17 protein-coding genes are annotated in these 18802 nt (G+C 72.1%); 11 read left to right on the top strand and 6 right to left on the bottom strand.

The annotated features are described in order from the left end of the window. Positions 1–58: 58 nt before the first annotated feature. The gene (locus RQG84_RS08625) at positions 59–952 is read left to right on the top strand and encodes a LysR substrate-binding domain-containing protein (protein WP_311209704.1); all 894 of its coding nucleotides are present in this window, start codon (positions 59–61) and stop codon (positions 950–952) included. A gap of 24 nt (positions 953–976) precedes the next feature. Here RQG84_RS08625 and RQG84_RS08620 read toward each other — a convergent pair whose 3' ends face one another. Both RQG84_RS08620 and trpS read right to left on the bottom strand, forming a co-directional pair. Further along, positions 977–1525: a 2'-5' RNA ligase family protein gene (locus RQG84_RS08620; protein ID WP_311209703.1), complete on the bottom strand. Its 549-nt coding sequence runs from the start codon at positions 1523–1525 to the stop codon at positions 977–979. After that, complete coding sequence (trpS, locus tag RQG84_RS08615; RefSeq protein WP_311209702.1) at positions 1518–2540, bottom strand: tryptophan--tRNA ligase; 1023 nt, start codon at positions 2538–2540, stop codon at positions 1518–1520. Before trpS ends, RQG84_RS08620 begins: the two co-directional genes overlap by 8 nt. Positions 2541–2583: 43 nt before the next feature. On the opposite strand from trpS, the gene galK reads away from it, so the two are divergent. The 5 genes from galK to purU are packed head-to-tail and all read left to right on the top strand — an operon-like array spanning position 2584 to position 8241. Further along, positions 2584–3705: a galactokinase gene (gene galK / locus RQG84_RS08610; protein ID WP_311209701.1), complete on the top strand. Its 1122-nt coding sequence runs from the start codon at positions 2584–2586 to the stop codon at positions 3703–3705. A gap of 48 nt (positions 3706–3753) precedes the next feature. Next, positions 3754–4599: a prephenate dehydratase gene (locus RQG84_RS08605; RefSeq protein ID WP_311209700.1), complete on the top strand. Its 846-nt coding sequence runs from the start codon at positions 3754–3756 to the stop codon at positions 4597–4599. An 18-nt stretch (positions 4600–4617) separates the two neighbouring features. Continuing rightward, on the top strand, positions 4618–5745 hold the full coding sequence (locus RQG84_RS08600) for a GNAT family N-acetyltransferase (RefSeq protein WP_311209699.1): 1128 nt from the start codon (positions 4618–4620) through the stop codon (positions 5743–5745). Between the two features lie 54 nt (positions 5746–5799). Beyond that, positions 5800–7353 (top strand): DHA2 family efflux MFS transporter permease subunit, encoded by a 1554-nt coding sequence (locus tag RQG84_RS08595; RefSeq protein ID WP_311209698.1) that lies wholly within the window; start codon positions 5800–5802, stop codon positions 7351–7353. 9 nt (positions 7354–7362) lie between these two features. Continuing rightward, positions 7363–8241: a formyltetrahydrofolate deformylase gene (gene purU, locus RQG84_RS08590; protein ID WP_311209697.1), complete on the top strand. Its 879-nt coding sequence runs from the start codon at positions 7363–7365 to the stop codon at positions 8239–8241. Between the two features lie 12 nt (positions 8242–8253). Here purU and RQG84_RS08585 read toward each other — a convergent pair whose 3' ends face one another. After that, on the bottom strand, positions 8254–9141 hold the full coding sequence (locus RQG84_RS08585; protein ID WP_311209696.1) for a hypothetical protein: 888 nt from the start codon (positions 9139–9141) through the stop codon (positions 8254–8256). 351 nt (positions 9142–9492) lie between these two features. Here RQG84_RS08585 and RQG84_RS08580 point away from each other — a divergent pair, with 351 nt between their 5' ends. From RQG84_RS08580 to RQG84_RS08565, 4 genes are read left to right on the top strand one after another with little or no spacing between them, the layout of a single operon-like run. After that, the gene (locus RQG84_RS08580) at positions 9493–10575 is read left to right on the top strand and encodes a sulfate ABC transporter substrate-binding protein (protein ID WP_311209695.1); all 1083 of its coding nucleotides are present in this window, start codon (positions 9493–9495) and stop codon (positions 10573–10575) included. A gap of 27 nt (positions 10576–10602) precedes the next feature. Further along, positions 10603–11457: a sulfate ABC transporter permease subunit CysT gene (gene cysT / locus RQG84_RS08575; protein ID WP_311209694.1), complete on the top strand. Its 855-nt coding sequence runs from the start codon at positions 10603–10605 to the stop codon at positions 11455–11457. Continuing rightward, positions 11450–12280: a sulfate ABC transporter permease gene (locus RQG84_RS08570; protein ID WP_311209693.1), complete on the top strand. Its 831-nt coding sequence runs from the start codon at positions 11450–11452 to the stop codon at positions 12278–12280. The genes cysT and RQG84_RS08570 overlap by 8 nt, the downstream gene beginning before the upstream one ends. A gap of 36 nt (positions 12281–12316) precedes the next feature. After that, a complete protein-coding gene (locus RQG84_RS08565) occupies positions 12317–13273 on the top strand; it encodes a sulfate/molybdate ABC transporter ATP-binding protein (RefSeq protein ID WP_311209692.1) in 957 nt (318 codons plus the stop codon). Here the strand turns inward: RQG84_RS08565 and RQG84_RS08560 are convergent. Further along, a complete protein-coding gene (locus tag RQG84_RS08560; RefSeq protein WP_311209691.1) occupies positions 13270–14451 on the bottom strand; it encodes an MFS transporter in 1182 nt (393 codons plus the stop codon). The genes RQG84_RS08565 and RQG84_RS08560 overlap by 4 nt on opposite strands. A 23-nt stretch (positions 14452–14474) precedes the next feature. Between RQG84_RS08560 and RQG84_RS08555 the strand changes: the two genes are divergently transcribed. Continuing rightward, positions 14475–15032 carry a helix-turn-helix domain-containing protein gene (locus RQG84_RS08555; protein ID WP_311209690.1) on the top strand — a complete coding sequence of 186 codons (558 nt, stop codon included), beginning with the start codon at positions 14475–14477 and terminating at the stop codon, positions 15030–15032. On the opposite strand, the gene RQG84_RS08550 is transcribed toward RQG84_RS08555, so the two are convergent. Together RQG84_RS08550 and RQG84_RS08545 are read right to left on the bottom strand one after the other, a co-directional pair. After that, on the bottom strand, positions 15029–16270 hold the full coding sequence (locus RQG84_RS08550; RefSeq protein WP_311209689.1) for an MFS transporter: 1242 nt from the start codon (positions 16268–16270) through the stop codon (positions 15029–15031). The two genes, RQG84_RS08555 and RQG84_RS08550, sit on opposite strands and share 4 nt — an antisense overlap. Positions 16271–16573: 303 nt before the next feature. Further along, complete coding sequence (locus RQG84_RS08545) at positions 16574–18790, bottom strand: NADP-dependent isocitrate dehydrogenase (protein WP_311209688.1); 2217 nt, start codon at positions 18788–18790, stop codon at positions 16574–16576. Positions 18791–18802: the final 12 nt, after the last annotated feature.

The following is an 18802-nucleotide window of genomic DNA, read 5'->3' as shown; positions in this document are numbered from 1 at the left end:
TAAGTCATGATGAGGGCAACCTTCATAGCCTCCGGCTATCACGCTGTAGGCTCGCCCCGTGCAGTTCCAGCAGCTCTCCTACTTCGTGGCCGTGGCGCGCACGCGCAACTTCACGCGCGCGGCCGAGCTGGTCGGAGTGGCGCAGCCCAGCCTCTCCAAGCAGGTCCGCGTCCTGGAGAACTCCCTGGGCACACCGCTGTTCGTCCGCCAGCCCGGCGGCATCGAGCTCACGAGCGCCGGCGAGGCGCTCCTGCCCCATGCCGAGCGCATCCTCATCGATGTCGAGTCGGCGCAGCGTGCGGTGCACGAGGTCGCCGGTCTGCGGCGCGGACGGGTGCGGCTCGGCGCCACCCCGTCGATCTGCGACGGGCTCCTGCCGGAGGTCCTCACCCGGTTCCACGAGACCCACCCCCTCATCGAGCTCGAGGTCCACGAGGGGGGTTCACGGGTCCTGACGCACGAGCTGGCCCAGGGTCGGCTCGACCTCGCCCTGCTCATCACGCCGCTGTCCGAGACCCGCCCCGACATCGAGACGGTGCCCCTGCGGCGCGACCGGCTGGTGCTCGCCGCACCGTCCGACGACACCGCCGACGACGCGCTCCCGTCCACGGTCGACGTCGCGGCCTTGAAGGACCTGCCCCTCGTCATGTTCCGGACCGGCTACGACCTGCGCGAGACGACGCTGACGGCGTGCGCGCAGGCAGGCTTCTCCCCGCACATCTCCGTCGAGGGTGGCGAGATGCTGTCGGTCCTGCGGTTCGTGGAGTCCGGTCTGGGCTACGCGGTCGTCCCCGAGATGGTGCTGGCCAACCGACCGGGCCTGCGGCCCGTGGCGCTGCGCAACCCGTCCCTGTCGCGCCAGATCGCCCTGGCCCACCGCCGCGACACCCTCCAGCTCGCCGCGCTGGCGTTCCACGACGAGCTGCTGCTGTCGTTGCAGCAACCCGGCTGACGCTCGTCCGACGACAGGCGGCGGTCAGTCCCGCGAGCCGGCGAGCGGGAAGGACAGGTACGTCGACCACCCAGCGTCCGGCTCGTGGAGGTACAGCGCGATCTCGCCCACCGTGAAGGTGCACGCGAAGTCCTCGAGCGTGGCGTAGGCGCGGTCGAGCGCCGCGTCGTCGAGGTGGTGGGCGACCGTGACGTGAGGGTGGTACGGGAACTCCGGCTCCGGCGCCCCGAGGGCCTTGCGCAGCTCCGCGACCAGCAGCTCGGCCTCGGAGATGCCTCGGCTCACCGCCACGAAGACCACGGGCGAGACCGGCCGGAAGGTGCCCGTGCCCTTGAGGTCGACGTCGAACGGGGCCGTCCGTGCGGCCACCGCGGAGAGTCGACCGGCGAGGCGGTCCAGCTCGTCACCGGCCACGACGTCGGGCGGCAGCAGCGTGATGTGGCTCGGGATCTGCTCCGCGAGCGGATCGCCGAACGCGGCCCGGTGCGCGCGCAGCTCCTCGCCGTGCGGCTCCGGGACCGAGATCGCGACCCCGAACGTGCGCGACGCGCCCGCCCCGCCCCGCTCAGGCACCGCGGACGAGCCCGACCTTGTCGTACACGTCGGCCACGACGGGCGCCGCCACCTCGCGCGCCCGCGCCGCGCCCCGGGCGAGCACCCGGTCCAGCTCGGCCGGGTCGTCCAGGTAGGCCCGCGTGCGCTCGCCGAAGCCGGCCACGAAGTCGGCCACCACGTCCGCCAGGGCCACCTTGAGGTGCCCGTACTGGCGACCCTCGAACTCGGCGACGACGTCGTCGACCGACGTGCCGGTCACGGCCGAGTACAGGGTGAGCAGGTTGGACACCCCGGGCTTGCCCTCGGGGTCGAACCGGATCTCGTCGCCGGAGTCGGTGACGGCCGAGCGGATCTTCTTCGCCGCCTTCTTCGGGTCGTCGAGCAGGTCGACGATCCCGTTGGGCGAGGAGCCGGACTTGCTCATCTTCGCGGTGGGGTCCTGCAGGTCGCCGATCTTGGCGGCGTCCTTGAGGATGTACGGCTCGGGCTGGCGGAACGTCTCGCCGTAGTGGTGGTTGAACCGCTGCGCGAGGTTGCGGGAGAGCTCGAGGTGCTGGCGCTGGTCCTCCCCCACCGGCACGTGGTGCGGGTTGTAGAGCAGGATGTCGGCCGCCTGCAGGATCGGGTACGTGAACAGCCCGACGCTGGACTTGTCGGTGCCACCCTTGGCGCTCTTGTCCTTGAACTGGGTCATGCGACCCGCCTCGCCGAAGCCCGTGAGGCAGTTGAAGACCCAGGCCAGCTGCGTGTGCTCGGGCACGTGGCTCTGGCAGAACAGCGCCGACCGCTCGGGGTCGACGCCGGCTGCGAGGAGCTGCGCCGCCGACGCGTGGGTCCGCGCCCTCAGGGCTGCCGGGTCCGGCTGCACCGTGAGCGCGTGGAGGTCGGCGATGAAGTAGAACGCGTCGTGGTCGTCCTGCAGGCCCACCCACTGGCGGATCGCCCCGAGGTAGTTCCCGAAGTGGAACGACTCGGCCGTCGGCTGGATGCCGGACAGCGAGCGGGGACGGGTGCTGCTGGACATGCTGTGCATTCTGCCAGTGAGGTTCTGCCGGTCAGGTCCTAGGCTCGGGCGGGTGGACGACGTACGCACGTGGCAGGTTCCGGGTCGGGTCAACCTCATCGGGGAGCACCTCGACTACAACGGGGGCCCGTCGGTCCCCTTCGCGATCGACCGCTTCCTCACCCTGAAGGTGCGCCGCCGTGACGACGACGCGGTCAACGTGTGGAGCACCCTGCCCGACGGTCGCCGTGAGCGCGCGGCGTTCACGGTCGACGTCGCACCGGGCGACGGCGCCGTCGCGGCGGACGGGTGGGCCGCCTACCCCGCGGGCGCGGTGTGGGCGCTGCGCTCCCAGGGCTCGCTGCCCGGCTGCGACCTGGTGCTCGAGTCGTCGTTGCCCCTCGGCGCCGGTCTCTCGTCGTCGGCCGCGCTCACCGTGGGGGTCGTGTCCGCCCTCGCCGACCTGGCCGGCCTCGACCTGGACCCGCTCACGGCGGCCCGCCTCGCCCAGCGCGCCGAGAACGACTTCGTGGGGGCACCGACCGGCCTCATGGACCAGCTGGCGGTCACGTTCGGTCGCGAGGGGCAGGCCGTCGTGACCGACCCGCTCGGCGACGCCGAGCCCGAGCGCGTCCCGTTCGACGTGGCCGCGGCCGACCTCTCGCTGCTGGTCGTCTCCACGGGCGTGGACCACTCGCACGTGGCCGCCTCCGGAGGCGGCGGGTACGCCGAGCGGCGCGCCCAGTGCGAGGAGGCCGCGTCGGCCCTGGGTCTCGACCACCTCGCGAAGGCCGGGCTCGACGCGCTCGTCCGGCTCGACGACCCCGTGCTGCGTCGTCGCACGCAGCACGTCTTCACCGAGACGGCTCGCGTCAAGGCCGCCCTGCGCACGCTGCGCGAGCAGGACTGGGAGCAGCTCGGGACCGTCCTCACCGCCTCGCACGCCTCCCTGCGCGACGACTTCGAGGTCAGCTGCGCCGAGCTCGACGTCGCGGTCGAGTCCGCCCTCGAGGCCGGCGCCCTCGGCGCCCGCATGACCGGCGGCGGGTTCGGCGGCTCGGCCATCGCCCTGGTCCCGCAGGCCAAGGCGGGACCGGTGCGCGAGCTCGTGGAGCAGCGCTACGACGCCCTGGGCTGGAAGACGCCCGAGGTGTTCGCGGTCCGCGCCGCCGACGGGGTCCACCGCACCGCCTGAGGTCCCTCCTGGCCGCGTCGTGCGCGCACGTGGTGGAAGACTGTCGGGGTGACCGTCCGCCGCATCGCGTACCAGGGGGAACCCGGCGCGAACTCCCACATCGTCTGCCAGCAGCACCACCCCGACGCCGAGGCCGTGGCCTGCGCGTCGTTCGAGGACGTGTTCGCGGCCGTCACCGGTGGTGACGCCGACCTCGCGATGATCCCGATCGACAACTCGATCGCGGGCCGGGTGGCCGACATCCACCACTTCCTGCCCACGTCGGGCCTGCACATCGTCGGCGAGCACTTCCTGCGGATCCAGTTCATGGTCATGGGCGTCCCGGGCACCACCCTCGACACCGTGCGCACGGTCCACAGCCACGTGCACGCCCTCGGGCAGTGCCGCAAGATCATCCAGCAGCACGGCTGGACGCCTCTCGTCTCCGGCGACACGGCCGGTGCCGCGCGCGAGATCGCCGAGGCCCGCGACGTCACCCAGGCAGCGATCGCCCCGCCGCTCGCCGCGCAGATCTACGGACTCGAGATCCTGGCGCGCGACGTCGAGGACGAGGACCACAACACGACCCGCTTCGTGGAGCTCTCGCGCGAGCCCGCGGTCCCGGCCGCCGGCCAGGACCCGGTCGTCACGACCTTCATCTTCAACGTGCGCAACCTGCCCGCGGCCCTCTACAAGGCCCTGGGCGGCTTCGCCACGAACGGCGTCAACATGACCAAGCTGGAGAGCTACATGGTGGGGGGCGAGTTCACCGCCACCCAGTTCCTCGCCGAGGTCGACGGGCACCCCGACGACCCGCACGTGGCGCGCGCACTCGAGGAGCTCACGTTCTTCACCACCGAGACCCGCGTGCTCGGTGTCTACCCGGCCGACCCGTTCCGGGCCGAGTCCGTCTGAGCGGAGCCGAGCCGACCGATGGACTCCCTGAGCTGGCCGCTGTCCGTGCCCGTCCTCTCCGACGGCGTGGTGACCCTGCGCGCCGCCACGCCGGCCGACGTCGAGCCGATGCACGAGATGACGCAGGACCCCGACATGCAGCGCTGGACCGCGGTCCCGGTGCCCAACACGCCCGAGATGAGCGAGGCGTTCGCCCTGCAGATCGGCGCCGAGGCGTGGGACCAGGGCACGGCGCGGATGTGGGTGGTCGAGGCCGCCGACGACTCCGGACGGGCCCGGTTCGCCGGCAACGTCGACGTCCGGGGCGGGCCGGTCGCCGACCTCGGCTTCTCCCTGCATCCGTGGGCGCGCGGCCGCGGACTGATGGCCCGAGCCGTGCGCCTCGCCGTCGACCACGTGTTCACCGAGTGCGGGGTGGAGTCGGTCCACTGGCGGGCCCACGTCGGCAACGAGGCCTCGCTGCGGGTGGCGCACGCCTGCGGCTTCCAGCTCGTGGGCTCGTCGCCCGCCCTGCTGCACGAGCGGGGACGCACCCTCGACGCCTGGACGGCGGTGCTGCGCTTCGGCGACGCCCCCGTGCCCAGGGGGCGCTGGCTCGACGCTCCCGTGATCGAGACGGACCGGTTGCGGCTGCGACCCTTCGCCGAGTCCGACGCCGCCCGGGTGGCCGAGGCGTGCGGCGACGAGACCACGGGCCACTGGTTGAACACCCTGCCCCGCCCGTACACGCTCGAGGTGGCTCGCGCGTACCTGGCCGACTGCACCTGGCAGGCGGCCGTCGGGTCCAAGCTCACCTGGGCCGTGGCCGACCGCGAGACCGACGCGCTCGTCGCGAACCTCGCCCTCATGCACCTCGACGGCCCGAACCCCGGGACGGCCGAGGTCGGCTACTGGGCCCACCCCGACGTGCGGGGCCGTGGGCTGATGACCGAGGCGGTCCGCGCCGCCGTGCGGCACGCCTTCGCCGCCGACGGACCCGACCTCCACCGACTCAGCCTGAGGGCCGCGGCCGGCAACGGGGCCAGCAACCGGGTGGCCGAGCGGACGGGCTTCCGGCGCATCGGCGTCGAGCGCGAGGCCGAGCTGCTCGGCGACGGCTCGGTCGACGACCTCGTCTCCTACGACCTCCTGCGCGACGAGGTCTGAGACCTTCGCCACGAGGCGGCGGTCTCGTCGGCGTCGACCTGCACACTTGGTTGCGTGACCCAACCGCCCCGTTCCTCCGTCGACGCCGCCTCCCCCGCCGACGCCGCGACCTCCCCCTGGCCGGCACTGTGGGCCATGGTCATCGGGTTCTTCATGATCCTCGTCGACAACACGATCGTCTCGGTCGCGACGCCGGCGATCATCGAGGACCTGCAGACCGACTACAACAGCGGCATCTGGGTCACGAGCGCGTACCTGCTGGCCTACGCCGTGCCCCTGCTCGTCACCGGACGGCTCGGTGACCGGTTCGGGCCCAAGCGGGTCTACCTCGTCGGACTCGCGATCTTCACGCTCGCCTCGCTCTGGTGCGGCCTCACCGACTCGATCGGCGGGCTCATCGCCGCGCGTGTGGTGCAGGGCGTCGGCGCGTCGCTCATCACGCCGCAGACCATGTCGGTCATCACCCGCACCTTCCCCGCCGCCAAGCGCGGCAGCGCCATGGCGCTGTGGGGAGCGACCGCGGGCGTCGCGACGCTGGTCGGCCCGATCCTGGGTGGCGTGCTCGTCGACGCGGCCGGCTGGGAGTGGATCTTCTTCGTCAACGTGCCGGTCGGGATCGTGGGATTCGTGCTCGCGAAGCGGCTCGTGCCCACCCTCGAGACGCACGCGCACAGCTTCGACTGGCTGGGCGTGGGCCTGAGCGCGGCGGGCATGTTCCTGCTCGTGTTCGGCATCCAGGAGGGCGAGCGGTACGACTGGGGCACGATCGCCGGTCCGCTCAGCGTGCCGCTGCTCATCGGCGTCGGCGCCCTCGTGCTCGGGCTCTTCGTGTTCTGGCAGAGCCGGGTGCGCACCGAGCCGCTCGTGCCGCTCTCGCTCTTCCACGACCGCAACTTCTCCGTGGGCAACGTCGGCATCGCCATGGTCTCGCTCGCGATCACCGCGATGAGCCTGCCGTTCATGTTCTACGCCCAGGGCGCGCGCGGCTGGAGCCCCACGGAGGCCGCGCTGTTCATGGCGCCCATGGCCGTGGTGCTGCTCGCGCTCTCGCCCGTCGTGGGCAAGCTGTCCGACCGCGTCCACCCGCGCATCCTCACCCTCGTGGGGTTCGGCACGGCCGCGGTCGCCATGCGCTGGCTCGGCTCGCTCGTCGACCCGTCCACACCGGGTTGGCAGCTGCTGCTGCCGATGGCCCTGTTCGGCGTCTCCAACGCCTTCCTCTGGGCTCCGCTCAGCGCCACCGCGACCCGCAACCTCCCCCTGACCTCCGCCGGCGCGGGCGCGGGCGTCTACAACACGACCCGACAGGTGGCCGCCGCGCTCGGCAGCGCGGCGGTGGCCGCACTGATCGGTGCGCGGCTCTCGGCCAACGGTCTCGACGGCGACGCCGCGGCGTTCCAGTCGGCGGGCGGCGCTGCGATCCCGGCGCAGGTCGCCGACGCGTTCTCGCGCGCCATGTCCGAGGCGTTCTGGCTGCCCACCACCGCGTTCGTCGTCGGGCTGGTGGTCGTGCTCTACTTCGAACGGCCGCGCCACCAGGGCGCCGCTCCGGCCCCCGCTGCCGACGTTCCGGCGACCGTGCAGCCGGCGGCGCCGCCCGCTGCCTAGACTTCGCGGGTGACCAGCACCCACGTCCTGACGCTGTCGTGCCCGGACCGCCCCGGCCTCGTCTTCGCCGTCACCCGGTGGATCCACGAGACCGGCGGCAACATCCTGGACTCCCAGCAGTACACCGACCCCAGTGATGACCCCGCTGACGGCACCCGAGCGAGCGGAGAGTTCTTCCTGCGCCTCCACGTCGACTTCGGCCCCGGTCGCGACGCCGGCGTGCTCACGGAGGGCTTCGCCCCCGTCGCGGCCGAGCTGGCGATGGACTTTCGCCTGGTCGAGGCCGAGCGCCCCGCCCGCACCCTGGTGCTCGTGTCCAAGGAGGGGCACTGCCTCAACGACCTGCTCTACCGGCAGAGCTCGGGCGGCCTGAACATCGAGGTGCCGGCCGTGGTGTCCAACCACCGCGACCTCGAGCGGCTCGCCTCGTCCTACGACGTGCCGTTCCACCACCTGCCCGTCACCCGCGAGACCAAGCCCGACGTCGAGGCCCGCGTGCTGGAGCTGGTCGACGAGCTCGACATCGACCTCGTGGTGCTCGCGCGCTACATGCAGATCCTCAGCGACGACCTCTGCCGCGCGCTCGCCGGTCGGGCGATCAACATCCACCACAGCTTCCTGCCGAGCTTCAAGGGTGCCCGGCCCTACCACCAGGCCCACGACCGCGGGGTCAAGCTCATCGGCGCCACCGCGCACTACGTGACGGCCGACCTCGACGAGGGGCCGATCATCGAGCAGGGCGTGCAGCGGGTGGACCACCGGATGAGCCCAGCCGACCTCGCCCGCGTGGGACGCGACGTCGAGGCCCAGACCCTCTCGCGGGCCGTGCGCCTGCACGCCGAGTCGCGGGTGCTCATGAACGGTCCGCGCACCGTCGTCTTCGCCTGACGGCCGAGCGGGTCACCACTCCCATCGAGCGGTGCACAGCCCGGGACCGAAGTCCGTCTGGCGGTGCAGGAGCCCGGTGCCGCCGTCCAGCGCGACCGGCCACTCGTGCTCGAGGCCGGCCTCCTGGAACCCGACCCAGGCCGCACGCGGCAGCTGGTCGGGGTGGAAGCGCACCCAGACCGTGCAGTGCTCGAGCCGCTGCTCCGCCACGGCACCCCACTCCGCGTCGGTCGCGGCCTCGTCGGTGAGCGGCACCATCACGACCTCGGTGGCCACCGACTCCCCGAGCGCGAGCGGCCGGTCGAAGCTCAGACGTGCGGCACTGATCCCGTCGATGATGTCGACCACGCCGTCGACCGAGCAGCCCGCGACGGCTCGCATGACCGTGTCGGCGGCGAAGTCCGTCAGGCCCTCGAACTCCGTGGTGCCCGTGCCGACGCCCGGTGCCACGAACATCGTGACGCCCGCAGCACCGTCGACGGCGGCCACGAAGACCTGCGTCACCCGCACCTGGCTGACCCGGCGGTCCGCGCCGACGTCCACGACGAGGTCGAACGCGATCCGGTCCACCTCGTCCTCACCGACGAGGCCACGGTCCCGGCCGACCTGGCGCGCCAGGCCCACCAGGTCGTCGAACGGGGCCGGCCCGGTCCGCCCGCGTCGACGCAGGTGGGACGACAGCGCACCCTCGTGGAGCCCGAGCAGCTCCTCGATCACCACGAGCGCCTCCAGGGAGATCTGCCGCTGGGGCTCCCGCTGACCGGAGCGCCAGTAGGAGAGGGAGGCCAGCGACACCGCGTGCCCTCGGTCGGCCAGGTGCGACCGCAGCCACGACAGGCCGACCCCGCGCGCCTCGAGCGCATCGGTGAAGGCGTCGGCGAACCGCCGGCTCTCGGTCATGCAGGGATCGTGGCACGCGCAGCGCGGGGTGTCCGACGGACGGTCAGATGGCGCCGGCTCGCGCATGAGGCGTGATTCACATGGAATCTTCACACCGTTGGGAGCGCCATGTGAAGCGCGGAGTCCTAGGGTTGGTTCCAAGAGCCGCGGCTCCGTCGCATCCAGGGGGTGACGGGCCGCGGTTCTTGTCCGTCTCCGCGCCGCTCCTCCGGCCGCACACTCCACGTGGCACGACGTCTCACCCATCGGCTGCCAAGTCCGGATGCTGAGACCACGAATCCCGGCCCGGACATGTCCGTACGGTCGTCCCGACGCACGCCACCGAGAGACGTGCCCGACCCGAGGACGACCATGACGACCACTTCCCGCCGACGACTCACCGCCACCGCGCTCGCCGCGGCCGCCGCCCTGGCGCTGTCGGCGTGCGGCTCCGGCGGAGGTGGGAGCGAGGAGACGGTCCGCATCGTCGGCTTCGCCGTGCCCGAGGCCGCCAACAAGGCGATCGCCGAGAAGTTCGAGGAGACCCCCGAGGGCAAGGACGTGCGCTTCACGACCTCCTACGGCGCCTCGGGCGATCAGAGCCGCGCGGTCGTCGACGGACTGAAGGCCGACTACGTCCACCTGTCCGTCGCCACCGACGTCGACCGGCTCGTGGACGCCGGTCTGGTCGACGACAGCTGGGACGACGGCCCCAACAAGGGCATCGTGTCGACCTCGGTCGTGGTGCTGGGCGTCCGCGAGGGCAACCCGAAGAACATCCAGGGCTGGGACGACCTCGTGAAGCCCGGCGTCGAGATCGTGACCGCCAACCCGGCCTCGTCCGGTGCCGCCCGCTGGAACGCCCTCGCGGCCTGGGGCAGCGTCACCGAGAACGGCGGGAGCAAGGCCGAGGCCACCGAGTACGTCGACCAGCTGTTCAAGAACGTCGTGTCGCTCACCAACAGCGGCCGCGACGCGACGCAGAGCTTCCTCGGCGGCACGGGCGACGTGCTGCTCGCGTACGAGAACGAGGCCATCCTGGCCGCGCAGCAGGGTCAAGGCTTCGACTACGTCATCCCCGACACCACGCTGCTGATCGAGAACCCGGGCGCGATCCTCACCGAGCACACGCCGGCCGCCGAGCCGTGGCTCGACTTCGTGCTGGGCGAGACCGGCCAGCGCGAGCTCGCCCTCAAGGGCTTCCGCCCGCTCAACCTGGAGGAGCCCGGCACCGCCGACCTCGCGTCGGTCGGGCTGGAGGCCTCCGACATCAAGGGAGCCCCCGACTCCGCCGATCCGTTCCCGGCCGTGAAGAACCTGCTCACGCTCACCGACAACTTCGGCGGCCCCGGTTGGGGCGGCGTGAAGGACGAGCTGTTCGGCGACGGGAAGGACGGCGCGCCCGTCGGCATCGTCACCGAGGCGATCACGAAGTCCGGCAAGGCCTCCCAGTAACCGACGAAGGACACGGACCACTCCCCCATGACCAGCACCACCAGCCCTGCGCCCCCCACGGGCCGGCCGGATCGCTTCCGGCCGGCCCTGCCGGGCACCCTCACACGCACGTCGGGCCTCGGCCTCGGCATCGCGATGCTGTGGTTCAGCCTGCTCGTGCTCATCCCGCTGTGTGCCGTGGTGGTCACGGCCTCCGAGGGTGGCTGGTCGAACTTCTGGCGGGCCATCTCGAACGAGCAGACCCGGGCCGCGATCGCGATCACGTTGCAGGCCGCCGCGGCCGTCACGCTCGTGAACGTGGTCGTCGGCACGATCATCGCCTGGGTGCTGGTGCGTGACCGGTTCCCCGGCAAGGCCGCCCTCGAGGTGGTCATCGACATCCCGTTCGCGCTGCCGACCATCGTCGCCGGCCTGGTGCTGCTCTCGCTGTACGGCAACGACGAGAGCCCCCTGGGCATCAACGTCGCCAACAGCGGCGCCTCGGTGTACCTGGCGTTCCTCTTCGTCACCCTGCCGTTCGTGGTCCGCATGGTCCAGCCCGTGCTCGAGGAGCTCGACCCCGAGGTCGAGGAGGCCGCCGCCTCGCTGGGCGCGAGCCGGTTCACCACCTTCCGGCGGGTGATCCTGCCGGGACTGGCCCCGGCCATCGCGGCCGGCGCCGCCCTGTCCTTCGCCCGCGGCGTCGGCGAGTACGGCTCCCTCGTGCTGCTCTCGGGCAACCTGCCCTTCACGTCGGAGGTGGCGTCGGTGCGGATCCTGGGAGCCGTCGAGAACGACAACCCGGCAGCCGCTGCTTCCATCGCCACGCTGCTCCTGCTCGTCTCGCTGCTGACGATCGTCGCGCTCGACCTGCTGCAGAGGAGGATCAGCGACCGTGGCTGACGCACGCCTCACCCGACACCCGCGCGGCCCGGTCACCTACCTGCTGCGCGTCGTCGCCATCGTCTACCTGGGTCTGCTCGTGGTGTGGCCCGTCGCCCTCGTGGTGACCAACACGTTCGCCAACGGCCTCGACTCGCTGCGCAGCCTGTTCGAGGACCCCGACATGGTGGCCGCCCTGCAGCTGACCGCCGTGGCAGCCCTGTGCGCCACGGCCCTCAACCTCGTCTTCGGCGTCGGGATCTCGATGCTTCTCGTGCGCACCGAGTTCCCCGGCAAGCGCCTGCTGAGCGCGGCACTCGACCTGCCGCTGTCGGTCTCGCCCATCGTCGTCGGCCTCGCGCTCGTGCTCGTGTACGGCGGGCGCGACGGCTGGTTCGGGCCCACCCTCGAGGGCTGGGGCATCCAGATCATCTTCTCCACCCCCGGCATCGTGCTGGCGACCGCGTTCGTGGCGCTGCCGCTGGTGATCCGCGAGGTCGTGCCGGTGCTCCGCGAGATCGGCACCGAGCAGGAGCAGGCCGCCAGGAGCCTCGGCGCCAACGCCTGGCAGACGTTCTGGCGGATCACCCTGCCAGGCATCCGCTGGGCCGTCGTCTACGGCGTGGTGCTCACCCTCGCCCGCTCGCTCGGCGAGTTCGGGGCCGTCAAGGTCGTCTCCGGCAACATCCTCGGCGAGACGCGCACGGCGACGCTCGCGGTCGAGGAGAAGTACCTCAACTTCGACGCCGAGGGCGCCTACGCGATCGCGTTCCTGCTCGCCAGCGTGTCCGTCGTGTGCATCGTCGTCGTCCAGATCCTGCGCTCGCGTGCCGAGCGCCACTAGTCCTCCGTCCAGTCCCCAGACCCGGGAGAAGCACCCATGAGCATCGACGTCGCAGGCGTCAGCAAGAGGTTCGGCGACTTCGTCGCGCTCGACGACGTCGACCTCGCCATCCCCACGGGACAGCTGACCGCGCTGCTCGGTCCGAGCGGCGGGGGCAAGACCACGCTGCTGCGCATCATCGCCGGCCTGGAGTCCGCCGACTCCGGGTCGGTCGAGATCGAGGGCGTGAACGCCACGGCGCTGCCGGTGCAGAAGCGCAACGTCGGCTTCGTGTTCCAGCACTACGCGGCCTTCAAGCACCTCAGCGTCCGTCGCAACGTGGCGTTCGGCCTCGAGATCCGCAAGCGGCCGAAGGACGAGATCGAGGCGAAGGTCGACGAGCTGCTGCAGCTCGTGCACCTGGAGCAGTTCGCCGACCGACGCCCGGCCCAGCTGTCGGGAGGCCAGCGCCAGCGCATGGCCCTGGCCCGCGCCCTGGCCATCCAGCCGTCGGTGCTGCTGCTCGACGAGCCGTTCGGCGCGCTCGACGCCAAGGTGCGCAAGGAGCTGCGCGACTGGCTCCGACGCCTGCACGACGAGATGCACGTGACCACGGTCTTCGTGACCCACGACCAGGAGGAGGCGCTCGAGGTCGCCGACTCCATCGTCGTCATCAACGAGGGACGCATCGAGCAGATCGGCACGCCCGACGACCTCTACGACAAGCCCGCCAGCGACTTCGTGCTGTCGTTCCTCGGTCCGGTCACCACCCTGGGCGACCACCTCGTACGTCCGCACGACATCGAGATCTCGCGGTACGAGCAGGCCGCGACCGCGGTCGGCACGATCACCCGGTGGACGCGCATCGGCTTCGAGGTGCGCCTCGAGGTCACGCCGGAGGACGCGCGCCACCCCGCGCCGATCCTGGTCACCCTCACCCGGTCCGACGCGAACGCCCTGGGTCTGCACCAGGGCGACCGCGTGTGGCTGCGCCCCCGGCCCGGTTCCTTCTAGCGGGCCGGGGCCACGGTCCGGGACCGCTGCCCGCGCGGGGACCGGCGGACGTGGACCGCCACCAGACCGCCCACCGCGCTGACCCCCGCGGCGGCGAGGAACGCCGCGGCGTACCCCGCGGCCGGGACGAGCACCCCGATCACCGAGGAGCCGACGGCCTGCCCCAGGACGAGCACCACGAACAGCAGGGCCGTGCCCGACGCTCCGCGGGCCTCGTCGATCTCGATCGTCCAGACGATGAGCGCTCCCGACGCGGCGACGAAGCCCCACCCGAAGGCGGCACAGGCCGCCAGCGCGACCGGCGTGACCGCGGGCAGCAGCGCGAGCGTGGCCGTGGCGATCGCGACGACTCCCGCCGTGAGGGCCCACGACGCCCGCGGTCCGATCCGCTCCATCCTCCGGCTCGAGGCCGCCACGAGCGTCCCACCGACACCCACGGCGATCCAGGCGACCACGGACGCCGTCCGACCCGTCCCCGCATCGACGAGCATGGCCCGCCCGTAGCTCCAGACGGCCGCCGAGCCGGTTCCCAGCAGCAGGGCCGCCGCGACGACCCGGGCGTGGGCGACCCACCACGTCGCCGGCAGCACACCGCGTGCCGAGTCCCCTGCGGACCCGGCGCCGTTCCTGGACGAGGCCAGCACGAGGCCGGCCACGAGCACCGTGAACAGTCCGGACCACGCCCATGCGGCACGCCAGTCCGGCAGGAGCAGCAGGGCCAGCGCCCCGGCCGCGACGAGTCCGGGGCCCGTGCCGGAGTTCACCGCGGCCTGGGCGGCAGGACGCTCGCGCGTGGACGGGTCCTGCTGGAGGAGGGCGACCATGGCCGGCGAGGTGAGCCCCGCACCCGCCGACGCCAGGACGGCGAGGAGCGCGAACGTCGGCACGTCGGGCGCGAGTGCCATGCCGACGGCGCCGCCGCCGGCGGTGGCCGCCGCCCCGACGACGAGCGCGCGGGCGTGCCTCGCGGCGAGGAGCAGCCCGGCGAGCGCCCCGAGGCAGTAGACGACCGAGGCCCCGCTGGAGACGAGACCGGCGGTGGCGACCCCGAGGCCGAGATCGGCCTGGACGTCGGGCAGGTACAGCCCGGACGCCAGGCGGACCAGCCCGTAGGTGGCCGCCACCAGGCCGAGACCGGAGGGGACGAGGAGGACGGATAACGAAAACGTACGTTTCACTTTGCCGAGTCTAGGCTGACCCCATGCCCCTGCGCACCTCCACGGAGACCCGGCTGCTCGACGCCGCCGACGAGCTGTTCTTCCGGCACGGCGTCGCAGCCACCCCGATCGATGCCGTCATCGAGCGCGCCGGCGTCTCGGCGGCCACCCTCTACCGGGGCTTCGCCAGCAAGGAGGCGCTGCTCGCCGCGGCGCTGGAGCGTCGGCACCGCGCCTGGCTGGAGACGTGGGACGACGCGATCGCCGCGCAGGAGACACCCGAGGGCAGGCTCCTGGCCGTGTTCGACGCGCTCGACGCCTTCCGGGCCGGCCCCCTCGGCTCGCGCTGGTGCGCCTTCCTCGGCTCGGCCGCCGAGCACGCCGACCCGCCCGCGGAGCTCGCGGAGGCACTGCGCCGTGAGACCGACGACCTGCGCGGCCGCCTCGTCGAGCTGGCGCGCGATGTCGATCCCCGGCGCGGCGACCAGCTGGGCGAGCAGCTGCTGCTGGTCGTGACCGGCGACCTCGCGATGCGGCTCCGGTCGCGCGGGTGGACCACCGACGTGGCCCGCGCCACCGCCACGACGCTGCTCCGGAGCTAGGCCGCGGCGGGCGACGTCTCGGCCACTGCGGCCTGGCTGCGGCGTTGGGCGCCCAGACCCACCACGAAGATCACCAGACCGGTGATCGCCAGCGCCGCGCCGACCAGGCTCGGGGCCCGGTAGCCGTACCCCGCGGCGATGACGACGCCACCGAGCCATGCTCCCAAGCCGTTGGCGATGTTCAGCGCGGAGTGGTTCAGGGCGGCGCCGAGCATCTGCGCGTCGCCCGCGGCGTCCATGAGCCGGATCTGCAGGCCGATCGCCACGAGGCTGCCGAGCGCACCGATCGCGAAGATCCCGAGCGCCGCCCAGACGGCCATGCCGGCGGTCTGGTGGAAGACCACGAGCACGACGATCGTCGCGATGAAGCCGCCGATCACGAGCCGGGGCACGTCCCAGTCGGCAAGCGGCCCGGCGAGCCAGGAGCCGAGCACCGAGCCGACGCCGAACGCCAGCAGGAACCACGGGATCGTCGCGTCGGCGAGCCCCGTGACGTCGGTGACGATCGGGGCGACGTAGCTGTACATGGCGAACAGGCCACCGAAGCCGACCATGCCGGCCGTGACGGCGAACAGCACCTGGGGCCGCTTGAGGGCCGACAGCTCGCCCCTCATGCTGGCCGTGCGGTCGCCCGGCTGGTGCGGCACGAACAGCAGCATCATCGCGGCCGCGAGGACGGCGAGGACGACGACCGCCCAGTAGGCGGCCCGCCACCCGAGCTGCTGCCCGAGCCAGGTGGCCGCCGGGACGCCCGCGACCGTCGCGACGGACAGGCCGAGCATGACCCGGCTGACCGCACGCCCGCGTCGGTGCGCCGGCACGAGCGAGGCGGCGAGCAGCGAGGCCACGCCGAAGTAGGCACCGTGCGGGAGCCCCGCGAGGAACCGGGCCGCGAGCACGGGCACGTAGCCGCTCGCGAGCGCCGTGACGGCGTTGCCCACGCCGAGCGCCAGGATGAGCCCCACGGCGAGCTCGCGGCGCGGGAGCCGCGCACCGAGTGCCACGATGATCGGAGCCCCCACGACCACGCCGAAGGCGTAGGCCGTGATCACGTGCCCCGTGGTCGGGATCGACTCGTCGATGCCGACGGCGATCTCCTTGAGCAGCCCCATCGTCACGAACTCGGTCGTGCCGATCGCGAACCCGCCGAGCGCGAGCGCGACGATCGCCGCCCCGACGTGCGTGGCACGGGGCGACGGGGTGGCGGTCTCGGCTGCGAGGTCGACGGAGGAGGTCACGTGAAGAGCCAAGCACCTGCCGTCGGCGTGTTGTTCCCGGTGTGCGCGACATCATGCCCGCCGGCGGGCCGAGGCCAGGGGCGAGCATCCCACTCATCGGTGCCTCAGCAACCGCAGAGACACTCCTGACGTTGCGGATCCACCGATGAACCGCTCACTCGACCACCATCGGTGCTTCAGCAACCGCAGGAGCGGTTCTGACGTTGCGAATCCACCGATGGGGGGCGAGGGCGGAGGGCTGCACCGCCGGAACGCACGACGCCCCACGACCGGTGGCCGTGGGGCGTCGAGAAGCGTCTGCGGTCAGAGCGACAGCGAGCCCAGCACCTCGGTGAAGGTGGTGGACGGACGCATCACGGCCGTGGCCTTCTCGTCCGACGGCCGGAAGTAGCCACCGATGTCGGCCGGGGAGCCCTGCACCGCGAGCAGCTCGTCGACGATCGTCTGCTCGTTGCTGCGCAGCGCACCGGCGACGTCGGCGAAGGCGGACGCCAGCTCGGCGTCCTCGGTCTGCTTGGCCAGCTCCTCGGCCCAGTAGAGCGCGAGGTAGAAGTGGCTGCCGCGGTTGTCGATCGTGCCGAGCTTGCGGCCGGGCGAGCGGTTCTCGTCGAGGAACGTCCCCGTGGCGCGGTCGAGCGTGTCGGCCAGGATCTGGGCACGGGCGTTGCCGGCCGTGGTGGCCAGGTGCTCGAAGCTGGCCGCCAGCGCGAAGAACTCACCGAGGCTGTCCCAGCGCAGGTAGTTCTCCTTGACGAGCTGCTGCACGTGCTTGGGTGCCGAGCCGCCGGCACCGGTCTCGAACAGTCCACCGCCGTTGATGAGCGGCACGACCGACAGCATCTTGGCGCTCGTGCCGAGCTCCAGGATCGGGAACAGGTCGGTGTTGTAGTCGCGCAGCACGTTGCCGGTGACGCTGATCGTGTCCTCGCCGCGACGGATGCGCTCGACCGAGTAGGTGGTCGCCTCCGTCGGCGCCATGATCTCGATCGTCAGGCCGTCGGTGTCGAGCGACGGCAGGTAGTCGTTGACCTTGGCGATGAGGTTGGCGTCGTGGGCGCGGGTCTCGTCGAGCCAGAACACCGCCGGGGCGCCCGTGGCGCGGGCGCGGGTGACGGCGAGCTCGATCCAGTTGCGGATCGGCACGTCCTTCGTCTGGCAGGCGCGCCAGATGTCGTGCGGCTCCACGTCGTGCTCGATGAGCACGGTGCCCGCGGCGTCGACGACCTGGACGGTGCCCGCGGTCTCGATCTCGAACGTCTTGTCGTGGCTGCCGTACTCCTCGGCCGCCTGGGCCATGAGGCCGACGTTCGGCACCGAGCCCATCGTGGTCGGGTCGTACGCGCCGTGGGCCTTGCAGTCCTCGACGACGGCCTGGTAGATGCCGGCGTAGCTGGAGTCGGGGATGACCGCGAGGGTGTCGTGCTCCTGGCCGTCGGCGCCCCACATGTGGCCCGACGTGCGGATCATGGCCGGCATCGACGCATCGACGATGACGTCGCTGGGCACGTGCAGGTTCGTGATGCCCTTGTCGGAGTCGACGTAGGCCAAGCGCGGACCCTCGGCCAGGCGCTGCTCGAAGGCCGCCTTGATCTCGGCGCCGTTCGAGACGGCGTCCAGCCCGGAGAGGATGCCGCCCAGTCCGTCGTTGGCGCTGAGTCCCGCCGCGGCGAGGTCGTCGCCGTAGCGCGCGAACACGTCGGCGAAGTAGGCCCGCACCACGTGGCCGAAGATGATGGGGTCGGAGACCTTCATCATCGTGGCCTTCAGGTGCACCGAGAACAGCACGTCGAGGTCCTGGGCGCGCTGGACCTGCTCGGCGAGGAACGCGTCGAGCGCCGCGGCCCGCATGACCGTGGCGTCGACGACCTCACCGGCCAGCACGGGCAGGGAGTCCTTGAGCACGGTCACGGTGCCGTCGGTGGCGACGTGCTGGATCGTCAGGGTGTCGTCGGACCCGAGGACCACGGACTTCTCGTTCGAGCGGAAGTCGTCGGCGCCCATCGTGGCCACCTCGGTCTTGGAGTCGCTGCTCCAGGCGCCCATCGAGTGCGGGTTCTTGCGGGCGTAGGCCTTGACCGACGCGGGGGCGCGGCGGTCGGAGTTGCCCTCGCGCAGGACCGGGTTGACGGCACTGCCCTTGACCTTGTCGTAGCGGGCCTTGGCGTCCTTCTCGGCGTCGCTCGACGGGTTGTCGGGGTAGGCCGGCAGGTCGAAGCCCTGCTCCTGCAGCTCCTTGATCGCGGCCTTGAGCTGCGGGATCGAGGCGCTGATGTTGGGCAGCTTGATGATGTTCGCCTCGGGCGTCTTGGCGAGCGCTCCGAGCTCGGCGAGCGCGTCGTCGACCTGCTGGTCGGCGGGCAGCAGGTCCGCGAAGACCGCCAGGATGCGCCCGGACAGGGAGATGTCGCGCGTCTCCACGTCGACGCCGGCCGTCGAGGCGTAGGCCTCGATGACGGGCAGGAACGAGTAGGTCGCCAGCAGCGGGGCCTCGTCGGTGTGCGTGTAGATGATCTTGGCCATCGCGGGCCACTC

The organism is Aeromicrobium sp. WCS2018Hpa-31 (assembly GCF_031843905.1).
Classification (GTDB): Bacteria; Actinomycetota; Actinomycetes; order Propionibacteriales; family Nocardioidaceae; genus Aeromicrobium.
The sequence above is the reverse complement of the archived record's forward strand: the minus strand, read 5'-3'. Positions and strand labels throughout refer to the sequence as shown.